Origin of the sequence: Arthrobacter sp. ISL-72, assembly GCF_018613755.1 — a bacterium.
Lineage (GTDB): Bacteria > Actinomycetota > Actinomycetes > Actinomycetales > Micrococcaceae > Arthrobacter.
In genome coordinates, this window is record NZ_JAGGPP010000035.1 from 23,990 (window position 1) to 50,921 (window position 26,932).

Sequence of the window (26,932 nt, forward strand, 5' to 3'; positions counted from 1 at the left end):
GACTTTTGCCAGCTACCTCCGGCGGAGCTCGGCGTACTCCAGGGAGGGAACCACGGCCCCGGCATCACGCTCCACGAAGTTGGTTCCCGGCGGCACCAGCTCGTCAATGGCGTCCAGCACGGATTCGTCCGGCACGGTGTCGGCGGCCTTCAGGTAAGCCTGCAGGTGCTCCTCGCTCCGCGGGCCCACAATCACGCTGCTGACGGCGGGATGGTTCAACGCGAAGCCGAGGGCCAGGTCCACCAGCGGCAGTTCCAGCTTGTCCGCCAGCCGCGCCAGCGAATCTGCGGCGAGTAGTTTGCGCTCGCTCGCGGGTCCGGAGATGTCGTAGCGGCCCGGCAGGGAGTGGACCCGCGTGGCCGGCTTTCCGGCGTCCAGGACAAAGCTCCCGGACAGCCAGCCGCCTGCCAGCGGGCCGTAGGCCAGCACGCCCAGTCCGTACTGCTGGGCGATGGGAAGGACGTCGCGTTCGTTCCCGCGGACCAGCATCGAATAGGGGACCTGGTTTGCCACGGGCGGGATGAGGTGGTTGGTGGTGGCCAGCCACTGCGCCTCCACCAGTTGCGCCGGGGTGAAGACCGAGGTGCCGTAGTAGAGGATTTTGCCCTGCCGGATGAGGTCGTTCAGGGCCGTGATGGTTTCCAGGACGTCCGTGTTGTAGTCCGGCCGGTGCGCCTGGTAGAGGTCGATCCGGTCCGTCTGCAACCGGCGAAGGCTGCCTTCCACGGCCTGCATGATCCAGCGCCGTGAATTGCCTGAGTGGGCGGGGTTGGCGCTCATCTGGCCGTGGAATTTGGTCGCGATGAACACGTCGTCGCGGCGGCCCTTCAAGGCGCGGCCCACCACCTGCTCGCTCTGCCCCTGGGAATAGACGTCCGCCGTGTCCACCGCCGTGATGCCCGCGTCCAAGGCTGCGTTGATGATGCGGATGCTTTGGTCCGCGCCGGTGGGTGCATAGCCCTGGGCAACGCCGCCCGCTGGTCCTGCACTGCCCGCCGCCGGCCCCTCGCCGAAGTTCATGGTGCCCAGAGTGAGCGGGCTGATCAATGTCCCGCTGCGCCCGAACACCCTTAGCTGGTTGAGGCTCATCCCGGTTTCCTCACTTTTGACTTCGACGGCTGACTGCTGTGGATCGTCACGAGGCTACACAAAATCAGCTGCGCGGAGGCCGCGGACGAAGCAGTTCTTAGCCTTGCGTAGTGCGGAGTAACGCAGGGGGCGGCAATGACGAATTGTGAATCAGCCGGCGCGGCGGTGGTCAGCCGGCGGGGCACCTTTCAAAGCGCCGGGATGGCCGGCCAGGGAAACCAGGGAGCCCGTGTCCAGCATGGCCGTCGGGCCCGGTCCCGGGGGCTTCGCGAACGAACGCGGTGTGGCGCGGACGGTAACGTGCTGGTCCGTTGCGGACTCCACCAGGGGAGCTACGGCCGTGACTTTTTCCACCGGCGTTTCCGGGCTGGGGAGATCGCGCACGGTGACCTTCACCTCGGGTGCCGCTGCCGCCTTCGCCCGGGCCGCCGCGCGTGCGTCCGCCTCGGCAACGGCCGCCGCCCAATCCTCGGCCAAGGCCGGGGCGTCCCGGCGCGGGGCACCGGCCTGCGGCGGCTGTCCCGCTGCACGGCCCGGTTTGGTTTTGCCGGCCGCCGTGGTTTTGCCGGCACGAGTGGACTTGGCGGGCACCGTTTGGACGGAAGCGGGCTCCGGCTGGACCGCCAATGCCGGGCCGGCGGAGGCCGTCTTGCCGGGACGGTAACGGAACACGGCCATGACGGTGACGCCGACGAGCCGGCCCAGGCCGGCCATCAGCAAGGTGGCGACAAAAACCAGGAAGAGACCGATGAACATGACGAACGCCACACCGAGCGTGCCAAAAAAGGTCAGGTTCAGGGCAATGGTGGTGGGATCTTCCATATACCTCTCCTAACGGCATGCGGGCGCCTGGGCGCCGGCAGGAATCACCCGGCGATGAGCACCCCTTAACAATACGGACTTTTGCAGGCCAACACGCCCGCATTGGGCGCGGCCGGCGCGACGTGTCGAAGCTGTTATCGGATATGACAAGACCGGAGCCTCCCGCCTGGGCCTATAGTCGGAGGCAGCCGAGTTTGGCCGCCGCCAGCCATGTCCGAAGGATTCCCGATGCCCCAGCAGTCCCAGCCCTGCCCCTGCCTGTCCGGTGAGCAGTATGCTGACTGCTGCGGCAGGTTCCATCGCGGTGAGGCGGACGCCCCGACGGCGGAACAGCTGATGCGCTCCCGCTACAGCGCCTTTGTAGTAGAGGACGCTGGGTACCTGCTCCGGACGTGGCATCCGGAGACCAGGCCCCCGAAACTCGAACTGGATCCGGCCATGCAGTGGCGCCGCTTGGACATTGTTTCGACCTACCGCGGCGGCCCTTGGGATTCCGAGGGTACGGTGGAGTTCAAGGCCCATTTCAGGCACGACGGCGAGCTGGGAGTCCACCACGAAACCAGCCGCTTCCTGCGGGTGGACCGCCGCTGGTACTACCTGGACGCCATCCTTTAGGCAGGCCGGACCTTGCCGCAGGCTTTTAGCTGTCAGCTTCAACCGGGGTGAACCCTGCCCGGTCCACCTTGCGGTGGAACCGCATGCCGGCCATGCCGCCCAGCACCGCACCGATCAGTGCCACCGCGGCCACCACGACGGCGGCGATGATTCCGGTGGTTGTCAGCTGTCCTTCGTTGACCGGGATGCGCGGGAAGCTGTTCAGGCTGGCCAGGATATTGAAGCGTTCACCGGCGATCATGGCCAGGACCGCAACAAGCACTGCGAAGATCACGGCCCAGATCCACACCATGAGTCCCTGCTTGGCCCCGTTGAAGCGGGCCATGCGGCCGGCCACGTAGCCGCCGCAGTAATAGGCCACAAAGAGGATGACCAGAAGTACGATGATCCCTGCGATTCCCACGGTCTGGCCGGAGGATGCCTGGTTCACGGCCTCATTCACGTCCGTGTGTGTCGCAAGGCCCACTGCCGTTCCGGCTGCCGCAACCAGGGCCGTCAGCAGTACGGCCATTCCCGTCGCGGCCAGCCAGCCGAAGAATGCCGAGCCTATCTTGATGCCGCCGAACTGCTCTTTCTCGCGGGCCGCAACGGTCTCGCGGGTGGCAGCATTCGGATCCACCACCAGCGCGGGCTCGGCAGTGGGCGGAACCGCATAGGCGCGGGTGTCGTCGTCGTAGTCGGTGCTGCCGGTGTCGTAATTACGGCTGGCATCAACCCGGGTGCTGTCGTCGTAGTCGGTGCTGCCGCTGTCGTAATTACGGCTGGCGTCGAGGCGGGCGGTCTCCTCGTCGCGGGCGCGCCGCGACCGTCTGTCTTCGGGCCCTGCTGTGCTGCTCATCAGGCGTTCTCGCTTTCATCGATTGAACCGGCCCATTGTTTGGGCCGGCCACCGCTATGCGGAGATCTGCATGGTGCTCTTACCTCCACCTAACCACGGCGGAACAGCAGTAGCAAGGGTGCTTAGTATTTTCGGAACGCCCGAAACTGGCGTGAATCAGCGGTATTTTCGGTGCAGGTTCTCCTTCACGGATGCACGGGGAGACGCGTCGGCAATCCATGGTCCGGTTCCTTCCGACGGGTCCAGGACGCCTTCCTCCAGCCAGGCGAAGTCCCCGGCAAGCACCTTTTCAGTGAGATCGCGGTCGGCGTCGTCCGTGTTCCGCCACAGCTGGTCGAAGTACTCGTCAATGCGAACCCGCGCCTGCTCGCAGTAGGCCTCCGCGAGTTCGTAAGCGGTCGCAGCGCGTTCGGGGGCGGAGTGGAGCATGCCCTCTGCCCGCGAGCAGCAGGCTGCCATGGCGAACAGCTCGGCTCCGATGTCCACGATCCGCCCCAGGAACGCCTGCTTGTGCTCCAGCTTGGCCTGCCACCGGCCCATCCCGTAAAACGTCTGCCGTGCCAGCCGCCGCGAAGACCGTTCGACGAAGCGCAGCTGCTTGGCGAGCCGGCCGAACTCGGCGTAGGACCGCGGGTCCATTCCGGCGCCCGCCACCAGCTTGGGCAGCCACTTCGCGTAGAAGCCCGAAGCGCCGACGGCGGCCCGCGCCTTGTCCTGCAGGCTGGCATCCGCGGAAGCAAGGTCCCCCGCGGCGGCGAGGTGGGCATCAACCGCCTCGCGGGCAATCAGGAGCCGCATGATTTCCGAGGAACCCTCGAAGATCCGGTTGATCCGGAGGTCGCGAAGCTGTTGTTCGGCCGGCACGGCGCGCTCGCCGCGGGCTTCCAGCGAATCGGCCGTCTCGAAGCCTCGGCCGCCCCGGATCTGTACAAGGTCATCCGCAATCCGGCAACTGATCTCCGTTGACCAGAGCTTGGCGAGGGCGGCCTCGATCCGGACGTCCTTCTGGCCGGCGTCGGCCATTTCGGCGGACAGTTCGAACACGGCGTCCAGGGCGAAGGCGCTTGCGGCGATGAACGCGATCTTCTTGCCCACGGCTTCGTGCTTGCCCACCGGCCTGCCCCACTGGGTGCGGGCGTTGGACCATTCGCGGGCGATCTTGAGGCTCCACCGGCCGGACGCCACGCACAGGGCCGGAATGGACAGCCGTCCCGTGTTGAGGGTGGTGAGGGCGATCTTCAGGCCCTGGCCTTCCCGCCCCAGACGGTTGGCCGCGGGTACCCGCACCTGATGGAAGCGGGTGACACCGTTCTCGATGCCGCGCAGCCCCATAAAGGCGTTGCGGTTTTCAACCGTGATGCCCGCGGAGTCCATTTCGACCACGAAAGCGCTGATGCCGCCCTTGTGGGCCGTGCCGTCGGAATCCGTGCGGGCCGGGACCAGGGCCATCACCACCACCAGTTCGGCGATCACGCCATTGGTGGTCCACAGTTTCACGCCGTCCAGAATGTAAGCGTCGCCGTCGTCCGTGGGGACCGCCGTGCTGCCCATCCGGGCGGGGTCGCTGCCGACGTCGGGCTCTGTCAGCAGGAAGGCTGTAATGGCGCCGGCGGCGCAGCGGGGAAGGTACTTCTCCTTCTGCTCCGGGCTGCCGAAGACCTTTACGGGCTCGGGGACGCCGATGGATTGGTGCGCCGACAGCAGTGCGCCGAGGCTTGGATGCACTGAACCCAGCAGGGCCAGTGCCCGGCCGTAGTAAACGAGGGACAGGCCCAGGCCGCCGTATTCACGCGGGATCTTCATGCCAAAGACGCCCAGCCCGGCCAGGCCGGCCAGGTACTCATCCGGGATCCTGGCGTTGCGTTCGATCTCCCGGCCGGACAGGGTCTTGCAGAAGGCGGTGAGGCGGGCCATGAACTCTTCGCCCCGCTCCACGTCCTCTGTTTTGGCCTCGGGCCACGGATGAATCAGCGAGATGTCGAAGCTGCCCAGGTACAGGCCCTTCGCGAAGCTGGGCCTGTCCCAGGCCGTCTCCCGGGCGGCTTCCGTGATGGCACGGGCATCGGCGGCGGTGGCGTCGGGGCCGATCTGGTCGGGGGCGACGGGAACGTCGGCGGCGGGACTGTCAGTGGCAGAGCTCACGGGGCATCTCCTCTAACCGGGGTGGCCGGCTCGAGCCCTGGGTCCGCCTCGGGTGGAGAACCCTTCAGCTGTCCCTCAATGCTACCCGCGGGTAAGTTCCGGTGCTAGGGGCTGGCTGGCCCTGAAAATCGCCCGGGATCTCCACCGTGGAGGCGTGGTGCACCAACCGGTCCCAGAGGTGGTTGATGGCGTGGACCAGTCCCAGCAGCGTGCCGGCGACGACGAACCAGGCAAAGCGGCCCAGTCCCACGAGCACCATGGCCAGGAAGGCAGCCGTCATCATGAAGCCCACAATCAGCATCGCAAACACCAGGGTGCCGATGAACACGAAGGTGCCTGTTTCAACTGCACTGAGATCAAACTGCATGGTTTCCCCTTGCGTCATTGCCTGGATGGATCAAGTAGCAAGAGCGTAGGGTGCGGGCGGCACCGCCAACCAGAGCCCGGAGAGCGTGGCGCGGGTGTTGATACGGGATCGAAATGCTACCGCACCGTAGGTCACAGCGCGGTCACATAGTCACACCAGTATCACAGGCAACAGGCGGCGTGGGTGCCGGACTGGCTGCGCGGGCCACTGCGTTAACCTTGTAGTTGGCAGTTTCCGGGTTTTCCGCTGCCCGAACGAGTTCTGAGGCAGCTGAAGGAGAGTCTTGTCCCGCTCCGCCCCGTCCTCCGCCGACGCGATCAGTGCCCGGCTCCGGGACCTTGAACTGCTGACGAAAGGCCCGGCCTGGGCGCTGACCCGGTCCGCGCCGTGGGTCATCGCGGTCCTGCAGGCTTCCTTCACCCGGACACGGCCTCAGCTGCCGCTGGAAGAGTTCCACGCCGACGTCGACGCCTTCCTTGAGCAGCTCCGCCGCCAGGATCCCGCGCTGGGCGGTGCCGCCAACGGAAAGTCGTTCGGCGATGAATGGACCCGCAAGAATTTCCTGACGCGGCGGAACCAGTCCGGGCAGATCGTCTACGAAGTCACCGAGCCTGCGGCCCGTGTCCTCGCGTTCCTGGACAGCCTCTCCAGCGAACGCTCCACGCTGAACGGTTCCCGGCTGGGCACGCTGCTGGGCGACGTCGAAAAACTCGCCAACGAGACGAACCCGGACCAGACTGCCCGGTTGGAGTCCCTCGAGGACGAGATCGAGGAGCGGCAACAGCTCATCCAGGACATCAGCTCCGGCGATTTTGACGGGTTGCTGGATGACGACGAAGCCGTGGAGGCCGCCGGAAACATCCTGGACCTGGCAGCCAGCCTGCCGGCGGACTACAAGAAGATGCGCGACCGGATCGAGGAACTGGTGGGCGAGCTCCGCAACCAGATCATCGAGGAGTCACTCAGCAAGGGCGCCACCATGGCACAGGTGCTGGAGGCGGACAAGCGGCTCCGGCAAAGCCCTGAAGGCCGGACCTTCCGCTCCTTCACGGCTTTCCTGGAGGATCCTCAGCAGCAGCTGCGTTTCCGCTCGGCAATCGGCGAAGTCCTGAGCCGGCAGTTCGCTGACGACCTCAGCCACGAGGACCGCGAAACGTTGAAGAACCTGGTGGCCGAACTCCGCACCCAGCACAGCCAGATCCAACGGATCTACGGCAAGCTCAGCGAAAGCCTCAACACGTACGTCCAGAGCGACGATTTCCGCCAGTCGGTGCGGCTGCGGAAAGTGCTGCGCGAGGCTGAACAGGCCATCCGCTCGCTGCCCTACGAGCGTGAACGGCCGGGCCTGGTCTCCGGCCCGGTGCTGTTCAATGCCGGCTTCGAGTCGCTGTCCATGGTCAAGCTTTTCGACCCCGACGAGTTCGCGGCGCCACCCAAGCTGGCCGATCCCATCGCTTTCAGCGACTCGGACCGGGCGCGCTCGCCGCGGACCGCCAAGGCCAAGCCGGCGGCCATCCGCGCCGCGCTCGCCGGAGCCGCCACCCTGCCGGAGGCCTGGGAGCAGCTGCCGCCCGAGGAACGCCACATCAACTCCATCCGCGCGCTGCTGTCCCACGCACTGCACGACGGCGCCGGCTTCGACCGCGCCGGCTGGGACGCCATCGACTTCGAACAGATAGACGGCACCACCCGCCAGGCTTTCCTGCCGGTGGTCACCCTCAAGAAGGATTCACGATGACTGACGTTACGAACGCCGCGGGTGCGACGGCGGGTTCCGCGAGTGCGACGGCGGAGGCCGCCGTCGACAGCGACACGCCGGAGGCGCTTCCGGCGCCTGAGCATATTCCCGCCGACCCGTTCACGGTCACACCGCGGGACACCTTCGTTGACGGCGCCGCGCTGTTCCCGGGCGACACCGGGGTCCTGCCGATGAAGGTCCGGCAGGCGCTGGTCAAGCTGCTGAAGGGGCCGTACATCGACGGCGGCCGGGACGAGAAACTGTGGACCACCCTGCTGGACAACCAGCTGATCCTGCGCAGCCGCCTGTCCGAGCTGTTCCTGACGCTGCAGCTTGACCACGAACGGAAGGTGGCCGTACTGCGCCCGGTGGATCCGGACGCCATCGGCGGCAGTACCCGCTCCAGCATTCTCCGCCAGCAACGCGCCCTCAGCCGGGTTGAGACCATCGTGCTGCTGCGCCTGCGGCTCCTGCTGGATCGCCACGTCACGGCCCAGACGGATCCGACCATCACGCGGGAGGAAATCGCCGAACTGGTGGCCCACTACCAGCCGTCCGGCCAGCAGGACGCGCTTCGGGACTCCGACGTGGTCAACCGCGCCATCACCAAACTCCTGGCCCGCCAGCTCCTCATCAGCACCGGCCTCGAGGACGTCTACACTATCTCCAACGCACTCCCGCTGGCCCTCCCCTTCGAAAACATCGGCGACATCCCCGCCCAAATCGAAGCCCTGATGGCAGCCACGGCAGACCCCACGGGCACGGAGGCGATGCTGGAGCTCGACGGCGATACCGCCGTCCAGTCAGATGACGGCACTGAGGACGACGACGCGGACGCCTCCGGCGACGCCGCGCCAGTTGATAACGAGGAGGACACCCAGTGAGCATCGCAACCATGCTGCCGATCGGCGAGCTCACCAACCCCGGCCAGATGCGGCTGGCGCTGGTGCAGGTGGTGAACTGGGGCACGTTCCACGGGGCCCATACGATGCACGTGGACCGCAACGGCACGCTGCTGACGGGTAACTCCGGCGTCGGCAAGTCCACCTTGTTCGACGCCATGCTGCGCGTATTCGACGCCCGGCCGCGGTCCAACGAGGCCGCCGCGCAGCGTTCCGGGGCTGTGGAGGACAAGAGAACCACGTTCACCTACATGCGCGGCAAGGTGGGCGACAAGGCTGTTGGAGAGGGCTCGGCCAGTGCCTTCCAGCGGCCCGGTGCCACGTGGTCCGCCGTCGCCCTGACGTTCGATAACGCCGCCGGCACGCAGGTGACGGTGTCGGCGCTGTTCGACCTGCCGAAGAACGGCACGGAGTCGAGCGTCGGGCGGTATTACCTGATCGACAACACGCCGCTGGATCTTGCGGCGATCGAGGGCATTGCGGAGAAGCGCTTCACCAAGGCCGCGCTGGAGACCATCTTCCCGGAGGCCCAGGTCTTCGACGTGCACAAGGCGTTTGCCGAGCGCTTCCGCCGGCTGCTGGGCATCAGTTCGGACCAGGCCCTGCCGCTGCTCCGCGTCATCCAGGCCGGCAAGGGCCTCGGCGGCAGCGTCAACACCTTCTTCCGCGACCAGGTGCTCGACGCTCCCGCCACACTGGCGGCGGCTGATGACGTCGTGGAGGAATTCAGCAACCTGATGTCCATCCGGCAGCGGCTGGAGGATGTGCGGCAGCAGCGCGACCAGCTGGCCCCGGTGCCGGGCCTGAACAAGGAATACGCGCAATCGCTGCTGGACGCCAACCGCCTGCGGGAGCTGGCCGGCGAGGAGTTTGACGCGTACAAGCAGCAGCTCGCGGTCACTGTCCATGAGAAGACTCTGGCCCGGTTCAAGGAGCTGGCACAGGCAAAGGCCAAGGAGCTCGGCGCGGAGCGTGCGGTCCGGGACGGGCTGGCCAAGGAACTGCGCCAGCTCGAGGCGGATTACAACAACCAGGGCGGCAACGCCATCTCGGCGATCGAGCAGTCGCTCGACAACGCCCGGGTGGGGCTCAAGCTCCGCCAGCAGGTGGAGGAAGCTGCCCGCCAGGCCCTGGCCGATGCCGGCCTGGACCTCGAGTGGACGGCGGATGGCTGGGAACAGGCGCACACCCAGGCGGCCGCGCGTTCGGCTGAACTGCAGGACGATTCGAAGGCGCTCCAGGAGCTGCGCTTCGAGGCATTCGACGACCATGCCACGAAGAAACGTGAACTTGCGGCGGCCCAGCAGGAACTCGTCTCGCTGAAGACGCGCAAGTCCCTGCTGCCGCCGTCGAGCATTGAAAACCGGGCTGCGATCGCCGCCGCCACGGGCGTGCCCGAAGAGCAGATGCCGTTCGGCGGCGAGCTCATCGACCTCGCCGAGGGGGAGGAACAGTGGCGGCCGGCCGCCGAGCGCGCGCTGCGGAACCTGGCCACCACGCTGCTGGTTCCCGGTGAACACTTCGCCGCCGTCACCCGCTACCTCAACAACCATTCCGTCCGCGGGGCACTGCGCGCCGTTGACGTGTCCAAGCCCCTCGCGGGCGGAGCGCTGGCCGTGGAGGACGTGGCCGACGGCGAGCTGCTGACCAAGCTGGACATCCTCGCCACCGGGCCGGTGGCCGACGCCGGGCAGTGGATCCGTGAGCGGATCGCCGTTGACTTTGCCTACCCCTGCGTCGAGAACCCGGATGAACTGGCTGCCCTCGACAGGGGCCTGAGCCTGGGCGGCGTGGTCAAGCGCAACCGCCACACCGTGGAGAAGGACGACCGTTTCACCAGCAGGCAGGACTACGTCCTCGGCTTCGACAACGCCTCGAAGCTTGAGCTCGTGGCCGCGCAGGTGGAGGATCTGCAGCAGGAACTGGGTAAAGCGGCGGAGCTTGCCCAAAGCCGCGAAGAGTCGCATCAGGGAATGACCCGCCAGCTGGAGGCGCTGCGCCGCATCGCCGACGACCACCGGCCCTGGGAGCAGGTTTCCGCGGCCGTGGCGGAGGACGAACTCGGGAAGATCGAGCAGCGCCTCAAGGATGCCCTGGCCGCGCAGGCTGACCTTGAACCGCTGCGCGCCAACATTGAGGCGGCCCGCCAGAAGCACCAGTCGAGCACCGAATCGGCCGCCGTGCTGCAGAGCGAGTACAAGGCGCTGGACCGGCAGCTCACCGCCGCGGATTCGCTGCTGGAAGCCGCGCGCGCCCGCCTGCGCCAGGCGCCGCCGTCGGACTCCACCGTCACTGCGCTGGAACCGTACTTCGACGGCTTCGGCGACGTCAGCGAAATGCATGAGCTGGACAACCTGGCCAACCAGGTGCGGACCCGGCTGCTGGCCGAGCTGCACGCGGCCGAATCCCGCGGGCAGGCCACCTCGGAGCGCCTCACCCGGATCTTCGAGGGCTTCGTGCGTGAGTGGGGGACGGCGATTTCCGCGGACCACGGCACGTCCATCGGCGCCGCTGGGGAGTTCGAAGCCAGGTACCACGCCATCGTCAGCGACGGCCTGCCCGCCCAGGAAGCCGAGTTTCGGCAGTTCTTCAACCAGCGCACGCACGAATCGTTCAGCACGCTGCTCCACCTGCTCGACGAGGAGCGCCGTTCCATTACCAGCCGCATCCTGCCGCTGAACGGCATCCTGTCGGGGGTCAATTTCCACGAGGGCAGCTTCCTGGAACTCGACATCAAGCAGACCCTGCCGCCCACGGCCAAGCAGTTCAAGGATGCCATCCAGAATGCGCTGCGGACCCGGCACGCGCGTCCCTCGCGGGCTGCCGGCCAGGCCGGCGCCGGAGTGGAAACGGACGACGACGCCGAGCTCACCAGCCGCTACAAGTCGCTGGAAACGCTTGTGAAGCGTTTGGGCTCACAGACGCCGGAGGACCGGCGCTGGCGCGCCGAGGTGCTGGATGTCCGCGGGCACCTGTTCATCCAGTGTAAGGAACACCGCGAGGTGGTTGGTCCCCGCGGCGGGAAGCGGACTGACGTGTTTATGCACGCGGATACGGGTTCCATGTCCGGCGGTGAGCGGCAGCGCTTCACCGCGTTCATCATGGCCGCCGCGCTGAGCTATCAGCTGGGCATCGCTGAGCAGGGATTCACCACGTACGGCACGGTGATGATGGACGAGGCGTTTGTCCTGGCCTCGGAGGAATTTGCCGGGGCGGGCATCAAGGCGCTGCACGAATTCGGCTTCCAGCTGCTGTTGGCGGCCCCGGAAAACGTGATCGACCTGTCCCGGCACCTCGGCTCCGTCACGGAGATCCTGCGTGACAAGCGGACCAACCGCTCCGGTGTGCTCACGGCTCCCGTGATCGAGTCCCGGGCCGGCGCCGAGGGTGCATGGCGCTCGGAGGCGAACCCGGTGGACATCGTCCTCCGCTGACGCCCGCCCAATCCAACCCCGCCGATTACCCGCCCGCCCCTTCAGCACGCTCTCGCACTTCCTACAGGGATTCGGCGGACGCTCCCTCACTTGATGTGAGGGAGCGTCGTTGCCTGGCCGGCAGGACCTGCCGGAACGTCTGGCGCTAGGGTCCCTGAACCCGGGCCAGGAACAGTTCGGTCCGGGCCATCAGCCCGTCGATTTGCCGAAGGACGACGGCGGCAGGGTCCGGGTTGATCTCGTTGGCCGGTGGCTCCACGCGGACGTTCCCGCAGCACAGAAAGTCGGCGCAGATCAGCGTCCCCACTGTGTTGCCGTCCCTGCCGGACTGCCCGGCGCGTTTGGCTACCCACATCAGTACGTCATCTTTCGAAAACACGTCGCGGCAGAGCTCGCAGAGCACGGAACGGCTTTTCTTTGCTCCGCCTTCGGGCGCACGGAGCACTATCCCCGTGAGACCTCCGGTCCGAGGCAGGACGATATAGCCGCGTAGCGGCATCTTGTGGTCCCGCCACCCGAGGAAGTCCAGGCTGTCCCAGTCCAAGGTGTCGAAGTCCCGGGGCAAGGTCAGCTTGGCCGCCTCGGAGCGGCTTGCATTTACGAAGGATGAACGGATCTGCTGGGCAGTAATTCTTTGCATGGCTGTGAGCTTTCGAAGTCGTGTGGTCCCCTTGGGGGCAATGACGGTCCGTGTCAGCAGAATCCGCGCACACTAAAGGAAGCCCATGCTTGGGCATTGCTCGTCGGGACTGCTAGAGGCAGGTCCGGCGCGGGATGGCTGACGTCGCTGCGGACGCAAAGCAGGCCATAGCGGCCGCCCCACTTTCCACGGCTGCGACGACCTCAACGGTCTTCAGCATGCTCATCCCCTCGTTTCCGGCAGATCCGATCCGAATCGCCTGTTGACTGGGCGCCAGTGGCCCGCCTCGCCATCCTCCCAAATCGGGGACGTCTCGGCAACGCAGTCACATACGTGAGGTGAGAGAGCGTTGGGGGAATTGCGTGCAGGAGGTGAGAGAGCGTCGGCGAAAAGGGTGCAGGAAATGAGAGAGCGTCCCGGGCGGGAGGCGGACCTACTTACGTGCGGGCGGCCCGGCAGGCGTCGATCTGTACCTGGACGATCGCCCCATAGTGGGCCACCAGTTCATCGAAGTCCCACTCAGCGAACATCCCAAGGGTGCGCACCGCCTCGCCGAAGCCTGCCATCAGCGCAATCACCGTGGAAGCGTAAAGCCGTTCCGGCGTGGTGTCCCCCATGAGGCCGGCAATGCTGGACAGGTAGCGTTCGCGGGTTTCCGTGCGGGCGGCGTCGGGCGTGGGGGAGTCCTGGATGACAAACGGGAGCATGGCCCACGGTTCCTTCAGGCCGCGCTCCCGGCGCATCAGGACCCGGAACACCAGCGTCGCGCCGAGTTCGGAGGCAGGGACGTCGAGCTCGGACAGCAACGATTCGTCCGGCTTGGCGGCGGCGAACAGCTTTTCCTTGGAGCCGTACAGCTTCATCACCAGCGCTGCGGAAACCCCGGCGTCGGAGGCGATGTCGCGGACGGTCACTCCGCGGTAGCCGCGCTCACCGAACAGCCTTCCGGCGGAGTCCAGGACGGCGTCGCGGCTGGAAATGCCGTCCTTGATGGAAGCGCTCATGCGTCCACCAGCTGCCCGGCCGGAGCGTCCATCGCCAGGTCTGCCGTTACGGAGCGGTTGTCCACGGCCAGTTTGCGGGCCATAGCCTGGTGGGTGGCCGGATGCAGCAAGGTCACGATGTAGCGGCCCGCCATGGGCAGCGGCAGCGAATACCGGCCCCGCGAGTCCGTCCTGGTGGTGCCGACATGTTCCCCGGAGGCCTGAAGCAGCGTGACCACGGCGTCCGGCAGGGCGGCGCCGGCCACCGTGGCGGTCCCGGCAAGTTCCAGGCGGTCCTGCAGGTGGAAGTGCTGCTGCAGCGTCCGGCCGTCGAAATCGAACACCTCAGCCATTGGCGCCCACCCCGCGGCGTTAGCCACCATCAGGTACTTGCCCGCTCCCGGCAGCGCCACGGAATAGTTGCCGTCGCTGTCCACCCGGCTCCAGTCCACCGGCTCGCCGCTGGTGTGCAGGACAGTGACGACGGCGGGTGTCACGGGGCGGCGGTCGGCTGTCAGGACGCGGCCCTGCACCACCAGTTCGGTGGCGGCCTGCGCCGGAAGCATTGCCTTCGCGGCCGCGGCCCGCGGAATGAACACCGCAGCCACCATCGACGCGGCGGAAGCCAGCGCCGCCATCCAAAAGACGTCTTTGAACGCCTCGAACGAAGGCAGCCGCGCGGATCCGACGGCGATGGTCACGGAAGTGAGGACGGCTGCGACCGCTGCACTCGACGTCGAGGTTCCAATGGAACGCACCAGGCTGTTGAGGCCGTTGGCCGAAGCTGTTTCCGTAATGGGGACGGCACCCATGATCAGGGTGGGCATCGCGGCGTAGGCAATTGCCGTGCCGACGCTAACCACCGTGGAGCCGATGATCACCGAGGCGATCGAGTCCCAGAAGAACACGCGGCCTACGTAGCCCGCCACCATGACGGCTGCACCTGCGATCAGCGCCGATTTCCCGCCGAACCGCCGGATGATGCCGCCAGAAACAGGGGCAAACACTACCATGGCCAAGCCGGACGGAACCATGCAGAGCCCTGCAGTAATAACGTTCAGCTGGAAACCGTAGCCGGTGGACGCGGGCAGCTGGAGCTGCTGCGTGGTGAGGAGCATGTTGGCAAACATGGCGAAACCCACCAGAAGGGAGGCAAGGTTGGTCAGCAGGACCGGGCGCCGGACTGAGGTGCGAAGGTCCACCATTGGCTGGCTGACCTTCAGTTCGTAAGGAAGCCAGGCGGCCAGGAGGATCGCGGCCGCGAGGAACAGCAGCAGCACCGGCTCGGAACCCCAGCCCCACGAGCCGCCTTTGGAGATGGCCAGGAGCAGTGCCGCCAGGGCAGCGGATAGAACCAGCGCGCCGAGGTAATCGAAGCGGCCTGGCGTGCGCACTTTGGATTCAGGGACCACAAGGACGACGGCGGCGAGCAGCAGGGTGCCGGCGGCGGCGGAAACCCAGAAGATGGATTCCCAGCCAAGGCTTTCATAAAGCAGTCCGGCGAGCGGAAGGCCCAGGGCGCTCCCAATGCCCAGCGTGGCGCTCATCAGGGCGACGGCGGACCCCATCTTCTCCTTGGGCAGTTCGTCGCGCATGATGCTGATGCCCACGGGAATCAGGGATGAAGAGAACCCCTGCATTGCCCGGCCGATGATGAGCCAGAGGAAGCTGCCCCCGACCGCAGCCACGACGGAACCGGCCACCATGATTGCCAGGCAGACCACCATCATTTTCCGCTTCCCGTACATGTCCGCACTGCGGGAGACGATCGGGGTGGCGACGGCGCTGGAGAGCAGGGTTGCGGTGACAAGCCACGAGGCGTCGTCGGCCGTCACGGCAAGGATCCCGGGAAAATCCGGAAGGAGCGGGACCACGAGGGTCTGCATCAGCGCCACCAGGGTTCCGCTCAGGGCGAGGACGGCCGTGATGGCGCCGGGGGATTTGGAGCTGCTACGGGACGAAGACATGCGTGGAACCTTCGGGGGTCAGGCGGCCACTAAAGGGGTGAACGCGCGTTTACTCTCTTAAAAGTGAACCACTGTTCACCCCGTGCCGCCAACAAACTGGCGGTGTCACTCCTCACGTCGCTGCACCCGCGGAAGTCCCGCAAAGGGCCCATTGAGACAATTACGTTACGTAAACGTTCTTTAATAGCCAGAAGGATAGGCTACCCTTACTTGGGTTCGCACCATTGACCTAAGGAGTTCCGTGACTTCCCCCCTCTTCTCCGGCCCGGGCGCCGGCCGCAGCGGCCTTGCCGCCGGCCCGTCCCGCCGCCTGCTGCTCAAGACCGCCGGCAAGGCAACGGCCGTTCTGGCCGCAGCAGCCCTCTCACTCACCGCCTGCTCCACCGGCCCGGCGGCATCCGGCACCGGCACTGCAGCGGCCAGCGAATCCGCCAGCCCGCAGTTCCCCGTCACCATCAAGCACGTCTTCGGCGAGACCACCATCGAATCCCAGCCGAAGCGAGTGGTCACGGTTTCCTGGGTCAACGACGACGTTGCACTCGCCCTGGGTGTTGTTCCCGTCGGTGTCCCCAAGAACGAATGGGGTGGCAACGACAAGGGCTCCACGCCGTGGAAGGACGCCAAGCTTGAAGAGCTGGGAGCTGGCTTCGGCAGCGAGAAGGCGCCCGTCCAGTTCTCCGAGACGGACGGCATCAACTTCACGGAGATCGCCAAGCTGAACCCGGACGTCATCCTGGGCGCCTACTCCGGCCTGACGGAAGAGGACTACAAGAAGCTCAGCGAAATCGCGCCGGTGGTGGCGCACCCTGAGCTGGCCTACGGAACCTCCTGGCAGGATTCCACGTCCATCATCGGCAAGGCCCTGGGCAAGGACGCCGAGGCCGCCAAGCTGATCTCGGACACCGAAACCACCATCAAGGACAAGGTTTCCAAGTACCCGCAGCTGGCCGACAAGAGCTTTATCTACGGCAACCTGGAGCCTGCCAAGAGCGACGGCGTCAACGTCTACACGGCAGCTGACAACCGTCCGCGCTTCCTGTCCGAGATCGGCATGAAGCTGGCCCCGGTGGTGGAGGACAACTCGAAGGACTCCAAGGAATTCTTCATCCGGTGGTCCGCTGAAAAAGCCAACGAACTCGAGTCGGACATCTTCGTGACCTGGGTTCCTGACGCGAAGACCACCGATTCCATCAAAGCAGATCCGCTGCTCGGCCAGATCCCGGCCATCAAGAACGGCGCCCTGGTTGCCGACTCGGACAACACGCTCACGCTCGCCATCTCGGCGTCGTCGCCCCTGAGCCTGCCGTGGTCCCTGGACAAGTTCCTGCCGCAGCTCGCTACTGCTGCGGATGCAGTGAAGTAAGCACCTATGACACCGAGTACGACGACGGCGGCCGCCTCCCGGCGCGAACGGACACTTAAGGCCCCGCAAGGCGCCGAGGCCGCCGCCGGTAAAGGGCCGCAAGTGCCCGTTCGCGCCTCCGGACCGCAGGCCGCGTGGCTGCTGGCCGCCGTCGTCGTACTTGTCCTTGTTTCCGCGGTGTCGCTGTCCGTCGGCGCACGCGAGCTTTCTCTTGAAACCGTGTGGCAGGCGCTGACCCGGTTTGATCCCGCGAACGGTGACCACGCCGTGGTCCACGCACGCATCCCGCGCACCGCACTGGGTCTCCTCGCCGGCGGAGCCCTCGGCCTGGCCGGCGCCGCGATGCAGGGCGTGGCCCGCAATCCGCTCGCCGATCCCGGCATCATGGGCATCAACGCCGGAGCCGCGCTGGCCGTGGTGACCGGCATTTACGTCTTTGGAATCTCCTCCCTGCACGGCTACATCTGGTTCGCGTTCATCGGCGCGGCGGGCGCTGCCGCCGTCGTCTACCTCGTCGCCTCGCTGGGCAGGGACGGTGCGACGCCGGTGAAGCTCGCCCTCGCGGGTGCGGCCCTCAGCGCCGGGCTCTTCTCCCTGATGAACGTCATCCTGGTCTCGAGCCAGGACACCCTGGACCGGTTCCGGTTCTGGCAGGTGGGCGGGATCAACGGACGCGACTGGTCGGTTGTGCTGCCCGGAGTGCCGTTCCTTATCCTGGGCGCCGGGATCGTACTGGTGACCGGCCGCATCCTCAACAGCCTGGCCCTGGGCGACGACATCGCCCGCGGCCTCGGCCAGCGCGTGGGCCTGGTCCGTGGCGTCACCGCGCTGGGCATCGTCCTGCTGGCCGGTGCCGCCACCGCCCTCGCCGGACCCATCGGCTTCGTGGGACTTGTCATTCCGCATGCCGTCCGCTTCCTGACGGGGCCCGACTACCGCTGGATCCTGCCCTTTTCCCTCGTCCTCGCACCAGTCCTCCTGCTGTCCGCGGACATCGTGGGCCGCGTAATCCTGCTGCCGGGCGAAGTCCCCGCAGGCATCATGACGGCACTCGTCGGTGCACCGGTGTTCGTGTGGCTGGTCCGCCGAGGAAAGGGGGCCGGACTGTGAGCAAGTCAGACCTCGCCAACCTTGGGGGCGTGCTCGGGGACAACGCCCCCGGCCCGGTGCGCGAACGGGCAGATAATGCCCTCCAAACCCTGAAAACCGGGCATTATCTGCCCGTTCGGGCTTCCGCAGTAAGCCGGACCGCCCTGCTGGGGTTCGCCGTTGTGGTTCTGTTCGCCGTCAGTGTCCTCCTGGGCAGCTACACCGTCACGGTCCCGGACTTCTTCAAGATCCTGTTCGCCCACCTCACCGGCGGCCAGAAAATCCCCGGCGCAAGCTTCATCGTCATGGAAAACAAGCTTCCCCGGGCTGTGATCGGCACCATGATCGGCACCGCGTTTGGCCTCGCGGGCGCCCTCTTCCAGACAATGCTCCGCAATCCGCTGGCCAGCCCTGATGTCATCGGCATCAGCTACGGGGCCAGCGCCGCGGCCGTTACCGCAATCGTTGTTTTCGGGGCGTCCGGGGCCGTGGTCTCCGGCTCCGCGCTGGCCGGCGCGCTGGCGGTCGCCGCCCTGATCTACGCCATCTCCCGGAGCGGGTCGCTGGGGTCCGGCGGCGGAAACCGCGGCAACGCTGCCGGGAGCCGGCTGATCCTGGCCGGTGTCGGCATCGCCGCATCACTCCACGCAGTAGTGAGCTTCCTGATGACCAGGGCGGACATCCGCACCGCCGCCGATGCCCTGGTGTGGCTTAACGGCTCCCTCAATTCCGCCAGCTGGGACCGCGCCGGAGTGCTCGTCCTTGCCCTGTTGATCGTCCTCCCGGCCACCGCCGCGCTGGCCGGGCCGCTGCGCATCCTTGAACTCGGCGACGACGCCGCTGCCGGGCTCGGCATCAGGGTCAGCTTCACCCGGCTGGCCGTGGTGATTGTTGCCGTTGCACTCGCGGCGGTGGCGACGGCGGCAGCCGGCCCCGTGGCATTCGTCGCCTTCCTGGCCGGTCCCATCGCCCGGCGGTTCACCGGAAAAGCCAGCCTCCCGGCGTCGGCGTTCGTCGGAGCACTGATCGTGCTGGTTGCGGACTACTTTGCCGCCAACCTTGCGCCGCTGCTGCTGGACGGCACCGTCCTCCCGGTAGGCGTGGTGACCGGTGCGCTGGGCGCCCCCTTCCTGCTGTGGCTGCTGGTCACTTCCAACCGAAAGGATGCCTGAGATGGCTGTACTGCGCGCCGCGGACCTCACCCTTAAATATGCCCAGCGCACGGTGGTTGAAGGGCTGCAAGTGGAAATTCCCGAAGGCAAGGTGACCATGATCGTGGGCGCCAACGCCTGCGGCAAGTCCACCCTGCTCCGCGGACTGTCCCGCCTGTTGAAACCCGCCGCGGGCGCGGTCACCCTGGACGGCAAGGACATCCATGCCCGGCCCGCACGCGAGGTTGCCCGGACCCTGGGCCTCCTGCCCCAGCACCCCACCGCACCTGACGGCATCACCGTCCGCGACCTGGTGGGCCGGGGCCGGTACCCGCACCAGAACTTCTTCCGAAACTGGTCCTCGGGTGACGACCTCGCCGTGCAGCGTGCGCTGGAAGCCACCGAAACGCTGGAACTCGCGGCGCGCAACGTGGACGAACTGTCCGGCGGCCAGCGCCAGCGCGTCTGGATCGCCATGGCCCTGGCCCAGGAGACCGGCGTGCTCCTCCTCGACGAACCCACCACCTACCTGGACCTGGCCCACCAGGTGGAAGTGCTGGACCTGATCACCGACCTCAACCGCAAGCGCGGCACCACGGTGGCCATCGTCCTTCACGACCTGAACCTCGCGGCCCGGTACGCGGACCACGTGATCGCCATGAAGGGCGGCGCGGTTGTGGCCGAGGGCGCCTCCACCGACGTCGTCACCGAGGACCTGGTCCGGAACGTCTTTGGCCTCGATTCGCGGGTCCTTCCCGATCCCCTTTCCGGCACGCCCTTGATCATTCCGCTCGGCCGGCACCACATTGTTTTCCCAAAAGCCGAAACCACAACCCTGGAGTTGGTCCCATGACGGCAGTAGACAGCAGTTCCACTGAGAGCAATGCGGTAGACCTCAGCGAGGCACGCGCACGCCGTGCAAACCCGACCGGTGCCTCTGCGGCGGTTAAGGACCAGCCGGCCACCGAACCCATGACCCTGGCGTTCGACGTGACTGTTTCCGCCGTGCAGGAGCTCAGTCCCAACTTCCGCCGCATCACCTTTGGCGGCTACTCCCTGCGCGACTTCGGCGTCCACGGCGGAACCCTGGACCTTCGGGTGAAGCTGATGATCCCGTCCCTGGCCGAGGACGGCACGCCGCTGCCACTCCCGGTGTTCGAAATGGCGCAGACCGGCTGGTACCGGGAATGGTTGGCCATGGACCCCGCAACCCGCGGCTCCATGCGGACCTACACCGTCCGGCAGGAGCGGCTGGATGGCGTCTACCCCGAGATCGATGTCGATTTTGTGATGCACTTCGACTCCGAGGGCAACGGCGGGCCCGCTGCGAACTGGGCGCAGGCCGCCAAACCGGGCGACGCGATCACCATCATCGGCCCCAACAACCGGGCCGCGCACTGTGTTACGGCGGAGATCTACTCCGGCATCGAATGGCGTCCGGGTCTCGCCCAGCGCGTGCTGCTCGCAGGCGACGAAACCGCCGTGCCCGCCATCGGCGCCATCCTGGAAAGCCTCCCGTCCTACATGAGCGGCCACGCCTTCCTTGAGGTCCCCGAGGCCGGCGACTTCCTGGACCTGAAGTCGGATGCCGACGTCGAAATCACCTGGCTGGCGCGCGGTGCCTCGATCGGCCGCTCCCGTCCGCACGGCGAACTCCTGCAGGAGGCCGTCCGCTCCGCCGTTCCCGAGCCGGGCTGGGTGGGCATCAAGGCCGGCTCCGGCGGAGCCGGTCCGGAACCGGAAGACGTGGACGTGGACCAGGAAATCCTCTGGGAGACGCCCGCAAGGATGGAAACCGCTGCCATCGCCGCCACGAAAAACCCCCGCATGCCGGCGGGAGCCATGCCCTTCTACGCCTGGATCGCCGGCGAAGCGGGAGTCATCAAGGAGATGCGCCGGTACCTGGTGCGCGACGTCGGGATCGACCGCAAGCAGGTCGCCTTCATGGGTTACTGGCGGCAGGGCAAGGCCGAGCTCTAGCGCCTACCGTTAACCCTGTTGTTCCCTGGCGGCTTTTTGGCGTGGCTAGTGTGCCGGGGTGGGTTCTTTTCCTTTGCTGCCGGACAGGAAAGGGCGACGGCGGTTTGTTGCCTTGGGGGATTCGTTCACCGAGGGCGTGGGCGACCGGAGCAAGCGGCTCCCTAACGGGGTGCGCGGCTGGGCTGACCGGGTGTCCGAGAAACTGGCCAAGGCCGAGCCGGGCTGGGAGTACGCCAACCTTGCCATCCGGAGCAAAAGGCTTCGCCACATCATCGACGAGCAGCTGGAGCCGGCGCTGGCCATGGAACCGACACTCGTGACCCTGTATGCCGGCGGCAACGACATCCTTGATTTCGGCACCGACATGGACGCACTCATGTCCGATTATGAAACCCTGGTGTCCCGGCTCGCCGCGACGGGAGCTACCGTCGTGCTGTTCACCGGTTTCGACGTCAAGGTGTCCGCCGTCCTGGAACCACTGAAGAAACGCAACGCCGCCTACAATCGCCGCGTCCGGGAAATCGCGGCCAGGTACAACGCGGTGCTGGTGGATTACTGGGCATTCGACGCGTTCCACGACCGCCGGCTGTGGGATTCCGACCGGCTGCACATGTCCAAGGCAGGGCACAAATACCTCGCCGCCCAAGTCCTGGACCATTTGGATGTGCCGCACAAGATCAGCCCGCTGGAGTGGGAACCGCCGGCCAGGCTGAGCCTGCGGGAGTGGGAACAGCGCCAGCGGCGCTGGGTGCACGACTGGGTGTTGCCGCTCTTTGGCCGGAAGCTGCGCGGCGTCACGCTGGGGGACAGATTGAGCCCGCGTTGGCCTGAGCCGGTGAAAGTGCCGCGGAAGGGCGGACTGAAAAAACTCGTCGAGAAGGCGCCGGAGGGGGCCCGGAAGAAAAGCTAGCTATCCAGGAGGTTTTCGAAACCGGGAGCCACCCTGCCGGCGTGGAACTCCTCGACGTCGAACTCCGCCACGCCGTTCGTATAAAACGGGTCCTTGACCAGCGACGCGTCCAGGCTGGCGCGGTCCGCGTTGGACAGGAGCAGCGCGCCGGTGCGGGGGATCTTCCGGCCCGCCACAATGAAGATGCCCTGCTCGAAAGCGTCCTGCAGCCACTCAACGTGTGCCTTCAGATGGAAATCGACGATCTCTTCGGGAACTTTGTAGGTCAGGGAGACAACGTACATGCGGCCAGCCTACCGGCTCACGGAAGCAGCTTGAGCGCACTGTTCCAGTTGTAGTCCGGGTGGGCGCTGCTGACCTGGAGCCCCACGACGAGGATCATGAAGGATTCAAGCTCCCGTGCGCGGCGCAGGGGCCCCACGTCAAGGGCGCGCAGACCGGAATCGCTGATGAAGCTGGCGACTGCCGCTTTGGCAGCTGCAGAATCCCCGGCCAGTAGGACGTCCAGCGTCTCCCCGGCCACCTCGCCCGCTGCCAGTGTGGCCGCGAAGACCGTGTTGAAGCCTTTGACCACGTTCGCTCCCGGAACGAGCGACTGGATCTCCTCCGCCGCGGAGCTTCCCGCGGGCACGGTCAGGGAGTCGAACGTGTCCGTGTTCACGGGGTTGCAGACGTCCAGCACCGTCTTGCCGTTGAGGGCCTCCCCGTACCTGCCGGCGATTTCCCTGGACACGTCGAAATGGGTGGCGAGGACAACGATGCTGCCCTCTATCTCCTGTCCGGTGGTCCCGGTGGTCGCGTTCGTTTTTGAGGCCAGTTCGGACGCGGCCACGGCGTCGCGGCTCAGGATCTGGATGCTGCGGCCGGCACTGGCAGCCCGGGCGGCGATTGCTGCCCCCATGTTGCCCGTACCGATGATCGTGATGTCAGTCATGATGCCTGCTTTGATCGGGGCGCCCCTTCAGGGCTTGAACCGTCAATGATTTTTTCTCCTAGGATGGTTCCATGACTGAACCGCGCTGGCTCAACGCCGACGAACGCCGTGCCTGGCTCGCCCAGCTCAGCATCAACACCTTGTTGCCGGCAGCGCTGGACACCAAGCTGCACGCCGCGGGCAAATTGTCGCTCTTCGACTACAACGTACTCGCCATGCTCTCCGAAGCGGAAGGGCGTTTCCTGCCCATGAGCGAACTCGCCGCCCGGACCAGTGCGTCGCTGTCGCGGTTGTCGCACGTGGTCACCAAGCTTCAGACCCGCGGGTGGGTGGAACGCCGTCCGCAACCGCGCGATGCGCGTGTCACCACGGCGCACCTGACGGACGCCGGCATGGCCACCATCGTGGAACTCGCGCCAGGTCACGTGGAAGCCGTCCGCTCCCTGTTCCTTGATGCCCTGTCCGAGCGCGACGTCGCGGACCTGGCCCGCATCGGCGAGAAAATCGTGGGGCGTTTGGACGCTGATCACTGGATCCTGCGCGAGTCCTGACCGGACTGCCCCGGGCCCGGAACCGCGGCTTTTGTTGCTCCCGGCAACGGGTGGCAAACTAGCGCTATGGATTTCGCTGCCCGCTACGTAGCCCTGGGAGATTCGTTTACGGAAGGCCTTGGCGACGACGAACCGGCGCGTCCCAATGGTGTCCGCGGCTGGGCCGACCGCGTGGCTGAGCAGCTCGGTGCGGCTGACCCTTCCTTTGGCTACGCCAACCTCGCCATCCGCGGCAGGAAGCTGCGCCAGATCATGGCCGAGCAGGTGGACGCCGCCGTCGAACTTAAACCGACTCTGGTGACCATTTATGCGGGGGCCAACGACATCTTCCGTCCCAAAATCGATATTGACGGACTTTTGGAGGAGTACGACGCCGGCATCCGCAAGTTGAGTGCTACCGGCGCCAAAGTGGTGATGTTCACGGGCTTCGACGCCCGCGGTTCCAAGGTCTTCGGCACGATGCGCGGCCGCACCGCCATCTACAACGAGCTGGTCCGGGGCATCGCGGGCGACCACGGCGCCCTTCTGGTGGACTACTGGCGCTTCAGCGAATACTACGACTGGGGCATGTGGGCCAAGGACCGGATGCACATGTCCGCCGCCGGCCACGCGAACATGGCGAAAAGGGTCCTGACAGTCCTCGAGCACGATCACTCCATCGAAGTGCCGCCCATGACCCCCGTTCCGGAGCTCAGCCGGGCCGAAGCCATCCGGGCGAATGCCCGCTGGGTGCGCGAGCACGCCGGACCATGGGTGATGCGGCGGGTCACGGGGAGGTCCTCGGGCGACGGCCTCGAGCCGCGGTACAGCCGGCTCACCCGGATCTGACTTTCCCCGGAATCCGCCTCGGCGCCTACCGCCGAAACTTGCGTGGCGCCTACCGCGAAAGCCAGGCGTTGCGAGGATTTCGCCGGCGGGGCGCACGGCCAGTACCTCGATGTCCCATCCGTCCGCCGCCCGGTCCAACATGGGCAGTCCGCCGGCCACGATCGCCGTCGCCAGCGCGTCCGCCGTCATACCGGGCGGAGCAGGCGCCGGTCAGGTGGAACAGCGTGGCACCCCGGCTCTTTGCAAGTGCCAGGATTTCGGAACCGAGGTGGAGCTCCTGTTCAGTGCGGCCCCGGGTCCGGGCCGCGCTGCTGAAGATGCCGTACGGCCCGGCCACCGCGACCTTCGTTCCGGCCTTCAGCGCGCCGGTTGCGATGCACACTGCCAGCCAGTACCAGCGCTGCCACGTCCCTACGGCGAACAAGCCGCCCACGCTGAACTGGTGGGGCAGCGAGGTTGCGACGGCGGCACACGTCAGCAGGTGCACCGCGTACCAGAACTCGTACGGAAAGCGCCGGCGGACAGCGACCAGCGACGTCACCACCACGGCGATAAAGAGAGCCATGGAAATGTAGGCCAGCCACATGTCCGGCACGAGCACCCACAGGGACACCGCTTCGCTGAGGGGATCCAGCCCCTCGGCCATGCCATAACCCACGGCGATGAGGATTCCGTGCGCCAACAGGAGGTAGAGCGACGGTTTTCCGAGCTTCCGGTGGAATTCCAGGGCGCGGTCGTGGCCGACGGTCTGGTGAATGACCGGAAGGCGTGCCGCCAGCAGCAGCATCAAAAGGACAAGGTCCATGCCGGCCAGTCCCGCCACGATGCCCAACGCGGTGAAGGCTCCGGTGAGTGTCGAGAATCCTCTCGCGCCGCCGTCGGCCAGCCACAAGGCCACTGCAGCGGCAACGGAAGCCCAGCCCGCCGTCGGCTTATACACCCACAGAGGGCAAAGGCAGCTACCCGATTCGCCTTTAATTAGTCAAGCTCGTAGACTTGGTAGGCGCTAGGTGGCGCGGAGCGTGTGCAATTGCTCCGGTTGGCGGGATCTGTCCTCTATATGACAGTCCTCAAGGCCGGTAGTTAGGGGCTCAAGTTGCGTGCACTCCTGTATTCGCCCAGCATCCCGGTACGTCGCAGTGGATTCCTCTGCCCGGTACTCGTGGCCCACCATGTTCTCCCGCAGTGCGGAAACAGCCGGCTTTCGTCAGCTGTCCACGCCTGACGCCGGGCATGTGAAGCTGGATGCGGACGCTGCCTGCCGCACGGTACGCGGAACTCTGCGGACCGTTTCATTTATTCATGAGGAGAGTCGTCATGGCAGCACACTGCCAGGTGACCGGAGCCGAGCCGGGCTTTGGACACAGCATTTCGCACTCGCACCGCCGCAACAAGCGTCGGTTCGACCCGAACATCCAGAAGAAGCGCTACTGGGTTCCTTCCCTGCGCCGTAATGTCACTCTGCAGGTCTCTGCAAAGGGCATCAAGACCATTGACGTACGTGGCATCGACGTTGTCGTAGCCGCCATCCTGGCACGAGGAGTGAAGCTCTAGTGGCAAAGGACAAGGACGTACGTCCGATCATCAAGCTCAAGTCGACCGCTGGCACGGGTTACACCTACGTCACGCGCAAGAACCGTCGTAACGACCCGGACCGCATGGTTCTGAAGAAGTACGACCCCCGCATCCGTAAGCACGTCGAATTCCGAGAGGAGCGCTAAGCACTATGGCTAAGAAGTCAATGATCGCTAAGAACGAACAGCGTAAAGTCATCGTCGAGCGCTATGCTGCAAAGCGCCTCGAACTGAAGAAGACCCTGGTTGACCCCAACGCAACCGACGAAGCACGCGAAGCTGCACGCCTCGGCTTGCAGAAGCTGCCCCGCAACGCCTCCCCGGTACGTCTGCGTAACCGCGACATCATCGATGGCCGTCCCCGCGGTACCTTCCAGAAGTTCGGTATCTCCCGTGTTCGCTTCCGCGACATGGCTCACCGCGGTGAGCTCCCGGGCATCACCAAGTCTTCCTGGTAATTCAGCACTGCTGATTCCAGTGGTCTAAGAAGGGCCGGTAACCTTTACGGTTGCCGGCCCTTCTTGCGTTTAACGGCGGCTGCCCCTGTCTGCCGGTTTTCCCCGGAAGGCGGTGCGCCTGCTGACGTGACCCAGTCCACAAAAACGAGAACGACGCCGGCGCTCCCCAAGGTGCCTCCGGCGCCCGTTTTGGCCCGGCTTGGCGGGGTTTGGAACCCCGCCCGGGGTGGGTTTGCAGGGGAGGCCAAGTGGGTGTATAGTTTTTTAAGTCGCCGAGAGGGGGCCGGCGAGAAGCTGGCAACCGAAGGCGGCCAAAACCCCTTCTAAACAGCCTGAAAAATGGTTCGCCACTTGGCGTGCTGTATAACGGCGGGGCCGAGCCCGACAGCGTGTGGATTGCGGAAACGTGGTTTGCTAAGTGTCCCGGGTTCGGGTAAGTTTGGAAAGTTGCTCCGGAGCGAGCCGCGGCCGTTGTTTGGTTGTGGTGGTGCCGGGTGTGTCTGTTGTTTGAGAACTCAATAGTGTGCCAAGTTTGTTGATACCAATTTATTGTAATG

At 66.1% G+C, this 26,932-nt stretch carries 26 protein-coding genes; 15 read left to right on the top strand and 11 right to left on the bottom strand.

Translation table 11 applies throughout. From position 1 onward, the window contains the following. Window positions 1–12: 12 nt before the first annotated feature. Together J7I92_RS21755 and J7I92_RS21760 are read right to left on the bottom strand one after the other, a co-directional pair. Window positions 13–1,089, bottom strand: a complete 1,077-nt coding sequence (locus J7I92_RS21755; RefSeq protein WP_214843883.1) for an aldo/keto reductase — start codon at window positions 1,087–1,089, stop codon at window positions 13–15. A gap of 150 nt (window positions 1,090–1,239) precedes the next feature. After that, window positions 1,240–1,911: a hypothetical protein gene (locus J7I92_RS21760; RefSeq protein ID WP_214843885.1), complete on the bottom strand. Its 672-nt coding sequence runs from the start codon at window positions 1,909–1,911 to the stop codon at window positions 1,240–1,242. Window positions 1,912–2,139: 228 nt separating this feature from the next. Here J7I92_RS21760 and J7I92_RS21765 point away from each other — a divergent pair, with 228 nt between their 5' ends. Continuing rightward, window positions 2,140–2,526, top strand: coding sequence for a YchJ family protein (locus J7I92_RS21765; protein ID WP_214843887.1), 387 nt, complete (start codon window positions 2,140–2,142; stop codon window positions 2,524–2,526). A 25-nt stretch (window positions 2,527–2,551) separates the two neighbouring features. Here the strand turns inward: J7I92_RS21765 and J7I92_RS21770 are convergent, their stop codons facing one another. The 3 genes from J7I92_RS21770 to J7I92_RS21780 form a co-directional block, all read right to left on the bottom strand. Further along, window positions 2,552–3,364 (bottom strand): TIGR04086 family membrane protein, encoded by an 813-nt coding sequence (locus J7I92_RS21770; protein ID WP_214843889.1) that lies wholly within the window; start codon window positions 3,362–3,364, stop codon window positions 2,552–2,554. Window positions 3,365–3,520: 156 nt separating this feature from the next. Next, window positions 3,521–5,506 (bottom strand): acyl-CoA dehydrogenase family protein, encoded by a 1,986-nt coding sequence (locus J7I92_RS21775; protein WP_214843890.1) that lies wholly within the window; start codon window positions 5,504–5,506, stop codon window positions 3,521–3,523. Between the two features lie 64 nt (window positions 5,507–5,570). Then, entirely contained in the window at window positions 5,571–5,873 is a 303-nt protein-coding gene (locus J7I92_RS21780; protein ID WP_214843891.1) for a hypothetical protein, read from the bottom strand. A 283-nt stretch (window positions 5,874–6,156) separates the two neighbouring features. On the opposite strand from J7I92_RS21780, the gene J7I92_RS21785 reads away from it, so the two are divergent. From J7I92_RS21785 to J7I92_RS21795, 3 genes are read left to right on the top strand one after another with little or no spacing between them, the layout of a single operon-like run. Further along, the gene (locus J7I92_RS21785) at window positions 6,157–7,611 is read left to right on the top strand and encodes a DUF3375 family protein (RefSeq protein ID WP_214843892.1); all 1,455 of its coding nucleotides are present in this window, start codon (window positions 6,157–6,159) and stop codon (window positions 7,609–7,611) included. Continuing rightward, the gene (locus J7I92_RS21790; RefSeq protein ID WP_251040303.1) at window positions 7,608–8,495 is read left to right on the top strand and encodes a DUF4194 domain-containing protein; all 888 of its coding nucleotides are present in this window, start codon (window positions 7,608–7,610) and stop codon (window positions 8,493–8,495) included. Before J7I92_RS21785 ends, J7I92_RS21790 begins: the two co-directional genes overlap by 4 nt. Further along, a complete protein-coding gene (locus J7I92_RS21795) occupies window positions 8,492–11,947 on the top strand; it encodes an ATP-binding protein (RefSeq protein WP_214843893.1) in 3,456 nt (1,151 codons plus the stop codon). Before J7I92_RS21790 ends, J7I92_RS21795 begins: the two co-directional genes overlap by 4 nt. Window positions 11,948–12,092: 145 nt before the next feature. Here the strand turns inward: J7I92_RS21795 and J7I92_RS21800 are convergent, their stop codons facing one another. From J7I92_RS21800 to J7I92_RS21810, 3 genes are all read right to left on the bottom strand, one after another. Continuing rightward, the gene (locus J7I92_RS21800; protein WP_214843895.1) at window positions 12,093–12,587 is read right to left on the bottom strand and encodes an FBP domain-containing protein; all 495 of its coding nucleotides are present in this window, start codon (window positions 12,585–12,587) and stop codon (window positions 12,093–12,095) included. Between the two features lie 437 nt (window positions 12,588–13,024). Beyond that, window positions 13,025–13,591, bottom strand: a complete 567-nt coding sequence (locus J7I92_RS21805) for a TetR/AcrR family transcriptional regulator (RefSeq protein ID WP_214843897.1) — start codon at window positions 13,589–13,591, stop codon at window positions 13,025–13,027. Beyond that, on the bottom strand, window positions 13,588–15,537 hold the full coding sequence (locus tag J7I92_RS21810; protein ID WP_214843899.1) for an MFS transporter: 1,950 nt from the start codon (window positions 15,535–15,537) through the stop codon (window positions 13,588–13,590). The genes J7I92_RS21805 and J7I92_RS21810 overlap by 4 nt, the downstream gene beginning before the upstream one ends. A 241-nt stretch (window positions 15,538–15,778) precedes the next feature. Here J7I92_RS21810 and J7I92_RS21815 point away from each other — a divergent pair, with 241 nt between their 5' ends. The 6 genes from J7I92_RS21815 (at window position 15,779) to J7I92_RS21840 (ending at window position 22,030) form a co-directional block, all read left to right on the top strand. Further along, a complete protein-coding gene (locus J7I92_RS21815; RefSeq protein WP_214843901.1) occupies window positions 15,779–16,900 on the top strand; it encodes an iron-siderophore ABC transporter substrate-binding protein in 1,122 nt (373 codons plus the stop codon). A gap of 6 nt (window positions 16,901–16,906) precedes the next feature. Continuing rightward, window positions 16,907–18,010 (top strand): iron ABC transporter permease, encoded by a 1,104-nt coding sequence (locus J7I92_RS21820; RefSeq protein WP_214843903.1) that lies wholly within the window; start codon window positions 16,907–16,909, stop codon window positions 18,008–18,010. A gap of 89 nt (window positions 18,011–18,099) precedes the next feature. Continuing rightward, window positions 18,100–19,161 carry an iron chelate uptake ABC transporter family permease subunit gene (locus tag J7I92_RS21825; protein WP_251040310.1) on the top strand — a complete coding sequence of 354 codons (1,062 nt, stop codon included), beginning with the start codon at window positions 18,100–18,102 and terminating at the stop codon, window positions 19,159–19,161. 1 nt (window position 19,162) lies between these two features. Further along, window positions 19,163–19,993: an ABC transporter ATP-binding protein gene (locus tag J7I92_RS21830; protein WP_214843907.1), complete on the top strand. Its 831-nt coding sequence runs from the start codon at window positions 19,163–19,165 to the stop codon at window positions 19,991–19,993. A gap of 119 nt (window positions 19,994–20,112) precedes the next feature. Continuing rightward, window positions 20,113–21,120 (top strand): siderophore-interacting protein, encoded by a 1,008-nt coding sequence (locus J7I92_RS21835; protein WP_214843920.1) that lies wholly within the window; start codon window positions 20,113–20,115, stop codon window positions 21,118–21,120. 58 nt (window positions 21,121–21,178) lie between these two features. Continuing rightward, window positions 21,179–22,030 (top strand): SGNH/GDSL hydrolase family protein, encoded by an 852-nt coding sequence (locus J7I92_RS21840; RefSeq protein WP_214843908.1) that lies wholly within the window; start codon window positions 21,179–21,181, stop codon window positions 22,028–22,030. Here J7I92_RS21840 and J7I92_RS21845 read toward each other — a convergent pair. Then, a complete protein-coding gene (locus J7I92_RS21845) occupies window positions 22,027–22,314 on the bottom strand; it encodes a YciI family protein (RefSeq protein ID WP_214843909.1) in 288 nt (95 codons plus the stop codon). The two genes, J7I92_RS21840 and J7I92_RS21845, sit on opposite strands and share 4 nt — an antisense overlap. A gap of 17 nt (window positions 22,315–22,331) precedes the next feature. Then, complete coding sequence (locus J7I92_RS21850; RefSeq protein WP_214843910.1) at window positions 22,332–22,964, bottom strand: NADPH-dependent F420 reductase; 633 nt, start codon at window positions 22,962–22,964, stop codon at window positions 22,332–22,334. Between the two features lie 71 nt (window positions 22,965–23,035). Here J7I92_RS21850 and J7I92_RS21855 point away from each other — a divergent pair, with 71 nt between their 5' ends. Beyond that, window positions 23,036–23,515 carry a MarR family winged helix-turn-helix transcriptional regulator gene (locus J7I92_RS21855; protein ID WP_214843911.1) on the top strand — a complete coding sequence of 160 codons (480 nt, stop codon included), beginning with the start codon at window positions 23,036–23,038 and terminating at the stop codon, window positions 23,513–23,515. A 66-nt stretch (window positions 23,516–23,581) separates the two neighbouring features. Then, the gene (locus J7I92_RS21860) at window positions 23,582–24,343 is read left to right on the top strand and encodes an SGNH/GDSL hydrolase family protein (RefSeq protein WP_214843912.1); all 762 of its coding nucleotides are present in this window, start codon (window positions 23,582–23,584) and stop codon (window positions 24,341–24,343) included. 49 nt (window positions 24,344–24,392) lie between these two features. Here the strand turns inward: J7I92_RS21860 and J7I92_RS21865 are convergent, their stop codons facing one another. Then, window positions 24,393–25,283: a ferric reductase-like transmembrane domain-containing protein gene (locus J7I92_RS21865; protein WP_311380459.1), complete on the bottom strand. Its 891-nt coding sequence runs from the start codon at window positions 25,281–25,283 to the stop codon at window positions 24,393–24,395. Window positions 25,284–25,660: 377 nt separating this feature from the next. Between J7I92_RS21865 and rpmB the strand changes: the two genes are divergently transcribed. Genes rpmB through rpsN form a run of 3 tightly spaced genes read left to right on the top strand, consistent with a single transcriptional unit; the run spans window position 25,661 to window position 26,375 of the window. Next, entirely contained in the window at window positions 25,661–25,897 is a 237-nt protein-coding gene (gene rpmB / locus J7I92_RS21870) for a 50S ribosomal protein L28 (RefSeq protein WP_050687447.1), read from the top strand. Continuing rightward, on the top strand, window positions 25,897–26,064 hold the full coding sequence (gene rpmG / locus J7I92_RS21875; RefSeq protein WP_011693743.1) for a 50S ribosomal protein L33: 168 nt from the start codon (window positions 25,897–25,899) through the stop codon (window positions 26,062–26,064). Before rpmB ends, rpmG begins: the two co-directional genes overlap by 1 nt. A gap of 5 nt (window positions 26,065–26,069) precedes the next feature. Then, complete coding sequence (gene rpsN, locus J7I92_RS21880; RefSeq protein ID WP_214843914.1) at window positions 26,070–26,375, top strand: 30S ribosomal protein S14; 306 nt, start codon at window positions 26,070–26,072, stop codon at window positions 26,373–26,375. The last annotated feature ends 557 nt before the right edge of the window (window positions 26,376–26,932 follow it).

Excerpts from the sequence above, each read along its gene's own strand:
- J7I92_RS21755 (WP_214843883.1), bottom strand. The coding sequence starts at position 1,089 with ATGAGCCTCAACCAGCTAAGGGTGTTCGGGCGCAGCGGGACATTGATC.
- J7I92_RS21760 (WP_214843885.1), bottom strand. The coding sequence starts at position 1,911 with ATGGAAGATCCCACCACCATTGCCCTGAACCTGACCTTTTTTGGCACG.
- J7I92_RS21765 (WP_214843887.1), top strand. The coding sequence starts at position 2,140 with ATGCCCCAGCAGTCCCAGCCCTGCCCCTGCCTGTCCGGTGAGCAGTAT.
- J7I92_RS21770 (WP_214843889.1), bottom strand. The coding sequence starts at position 3,364 with ATGAGCAGCACAGCAGGGCCCGAAGACAGACGGTCGCGGCGCGCCCGC.
- J7I92_RS21780 (WP_214843891.1), bottom strand. The coding sequence starts at position 5,873 with ATGCAGTTTGATCTCAGTGCAGTTGAAACAGGCACCTTCGTGTTCATC.
- J7I92_RS21790 (WP_251040303.1), top strand. The coding sequence starts at position 7,608 with ATGACTGACGTTACGAACGCCGCGGGTGCGACGGCGGGTTCCGCGAGT.
- J7I92_RS21800 (WP_214843895.1), bottom strand. The coding sequence starts at position 12,587 with ATGCAAAGAATTACTGCCCAGCAGATCCGTTCATCCTTCGTAAATGCA.
- J7I92_RS21805 (WP_214843897.1), bottom strand. The coding sequence starts at position 13,591 with ATGAGCGCTTCCATCAAGGACGGCATTTCCAGCCGCGACGCCGTCCTG.
- J7I92_RS21810 (WP_214843899.1), bottom strand. The coding sequence starts at position 15,537 with ATGTCTTCGTCCCGTAGCAGCTCCAAATCCCCCGGCGCCATCACGGCC.
- J7I92_RS21820 (WP_214843903.1), top strand. The coding sequence starts at position 16,907 with ATGACACCGAGTACGACGACGGCGGCCGCCTCCCGGCGCGAACGGACA.
- J7I92_RS21830 (WP_214843907.1), top strand. The coding sequence starts at position 19,163 with ATGGCTGTACTGCGCGCCGCGGACCTCACCCTTAAATATGCCCAGCGC.
- J7I92_RS21835 (WP_214843920.1), top strand. The coding sequence starts at position 20,113 with ATGACCCTGGCGTTCGACGTGACTGTTTCCGCCGTGCAGGAGCTCAGT.
- J7I92_RS21845 (WP_214843909.1), bottom strand. The coding sequence starts at position 22,314 with ATGTACGTTGTCTCCCTGACCTACAAAGTTCCCGAAGAGATCGTCGAT.
- J7I92_RS21850 (WP_214843910.1), bottom strand. The coding sequence starts at position 22,964 with ATGACTGACATCACGATCATCGGTACGGGCAACATGGGGGCAGCAATC.
- J7I92_RS21855 (WP_214843911.1), top strand. The coding sequence starts at position 23,036 with ATGACTGAACCGCGCTGGCTCAACGCCGACGAACGCCGTGCCTGGCTC.
- J7I92_RS21860 (WP_214843912.1), top strand. The coding sequence starts at position 23,582 with ATGGATTTCGCTGCCCGCTACGTAGCCCTGGGAGATTCGTTTACGGAA.
- rpmB (WP_050687447.1), top strand. The coding sequence starts at position 25,661 with ATGGCAGCACACTGCCAGGTGACCGGAGCCGAGCCGGGCTTTGGACAC.
- rpsN (WP_214843914.1), top strand. The coding sequence starts at position 26,070 with ATGGCTAAGAAGTCAATGATCGCTAAGAACGAACAGCGTAAAGTCATC.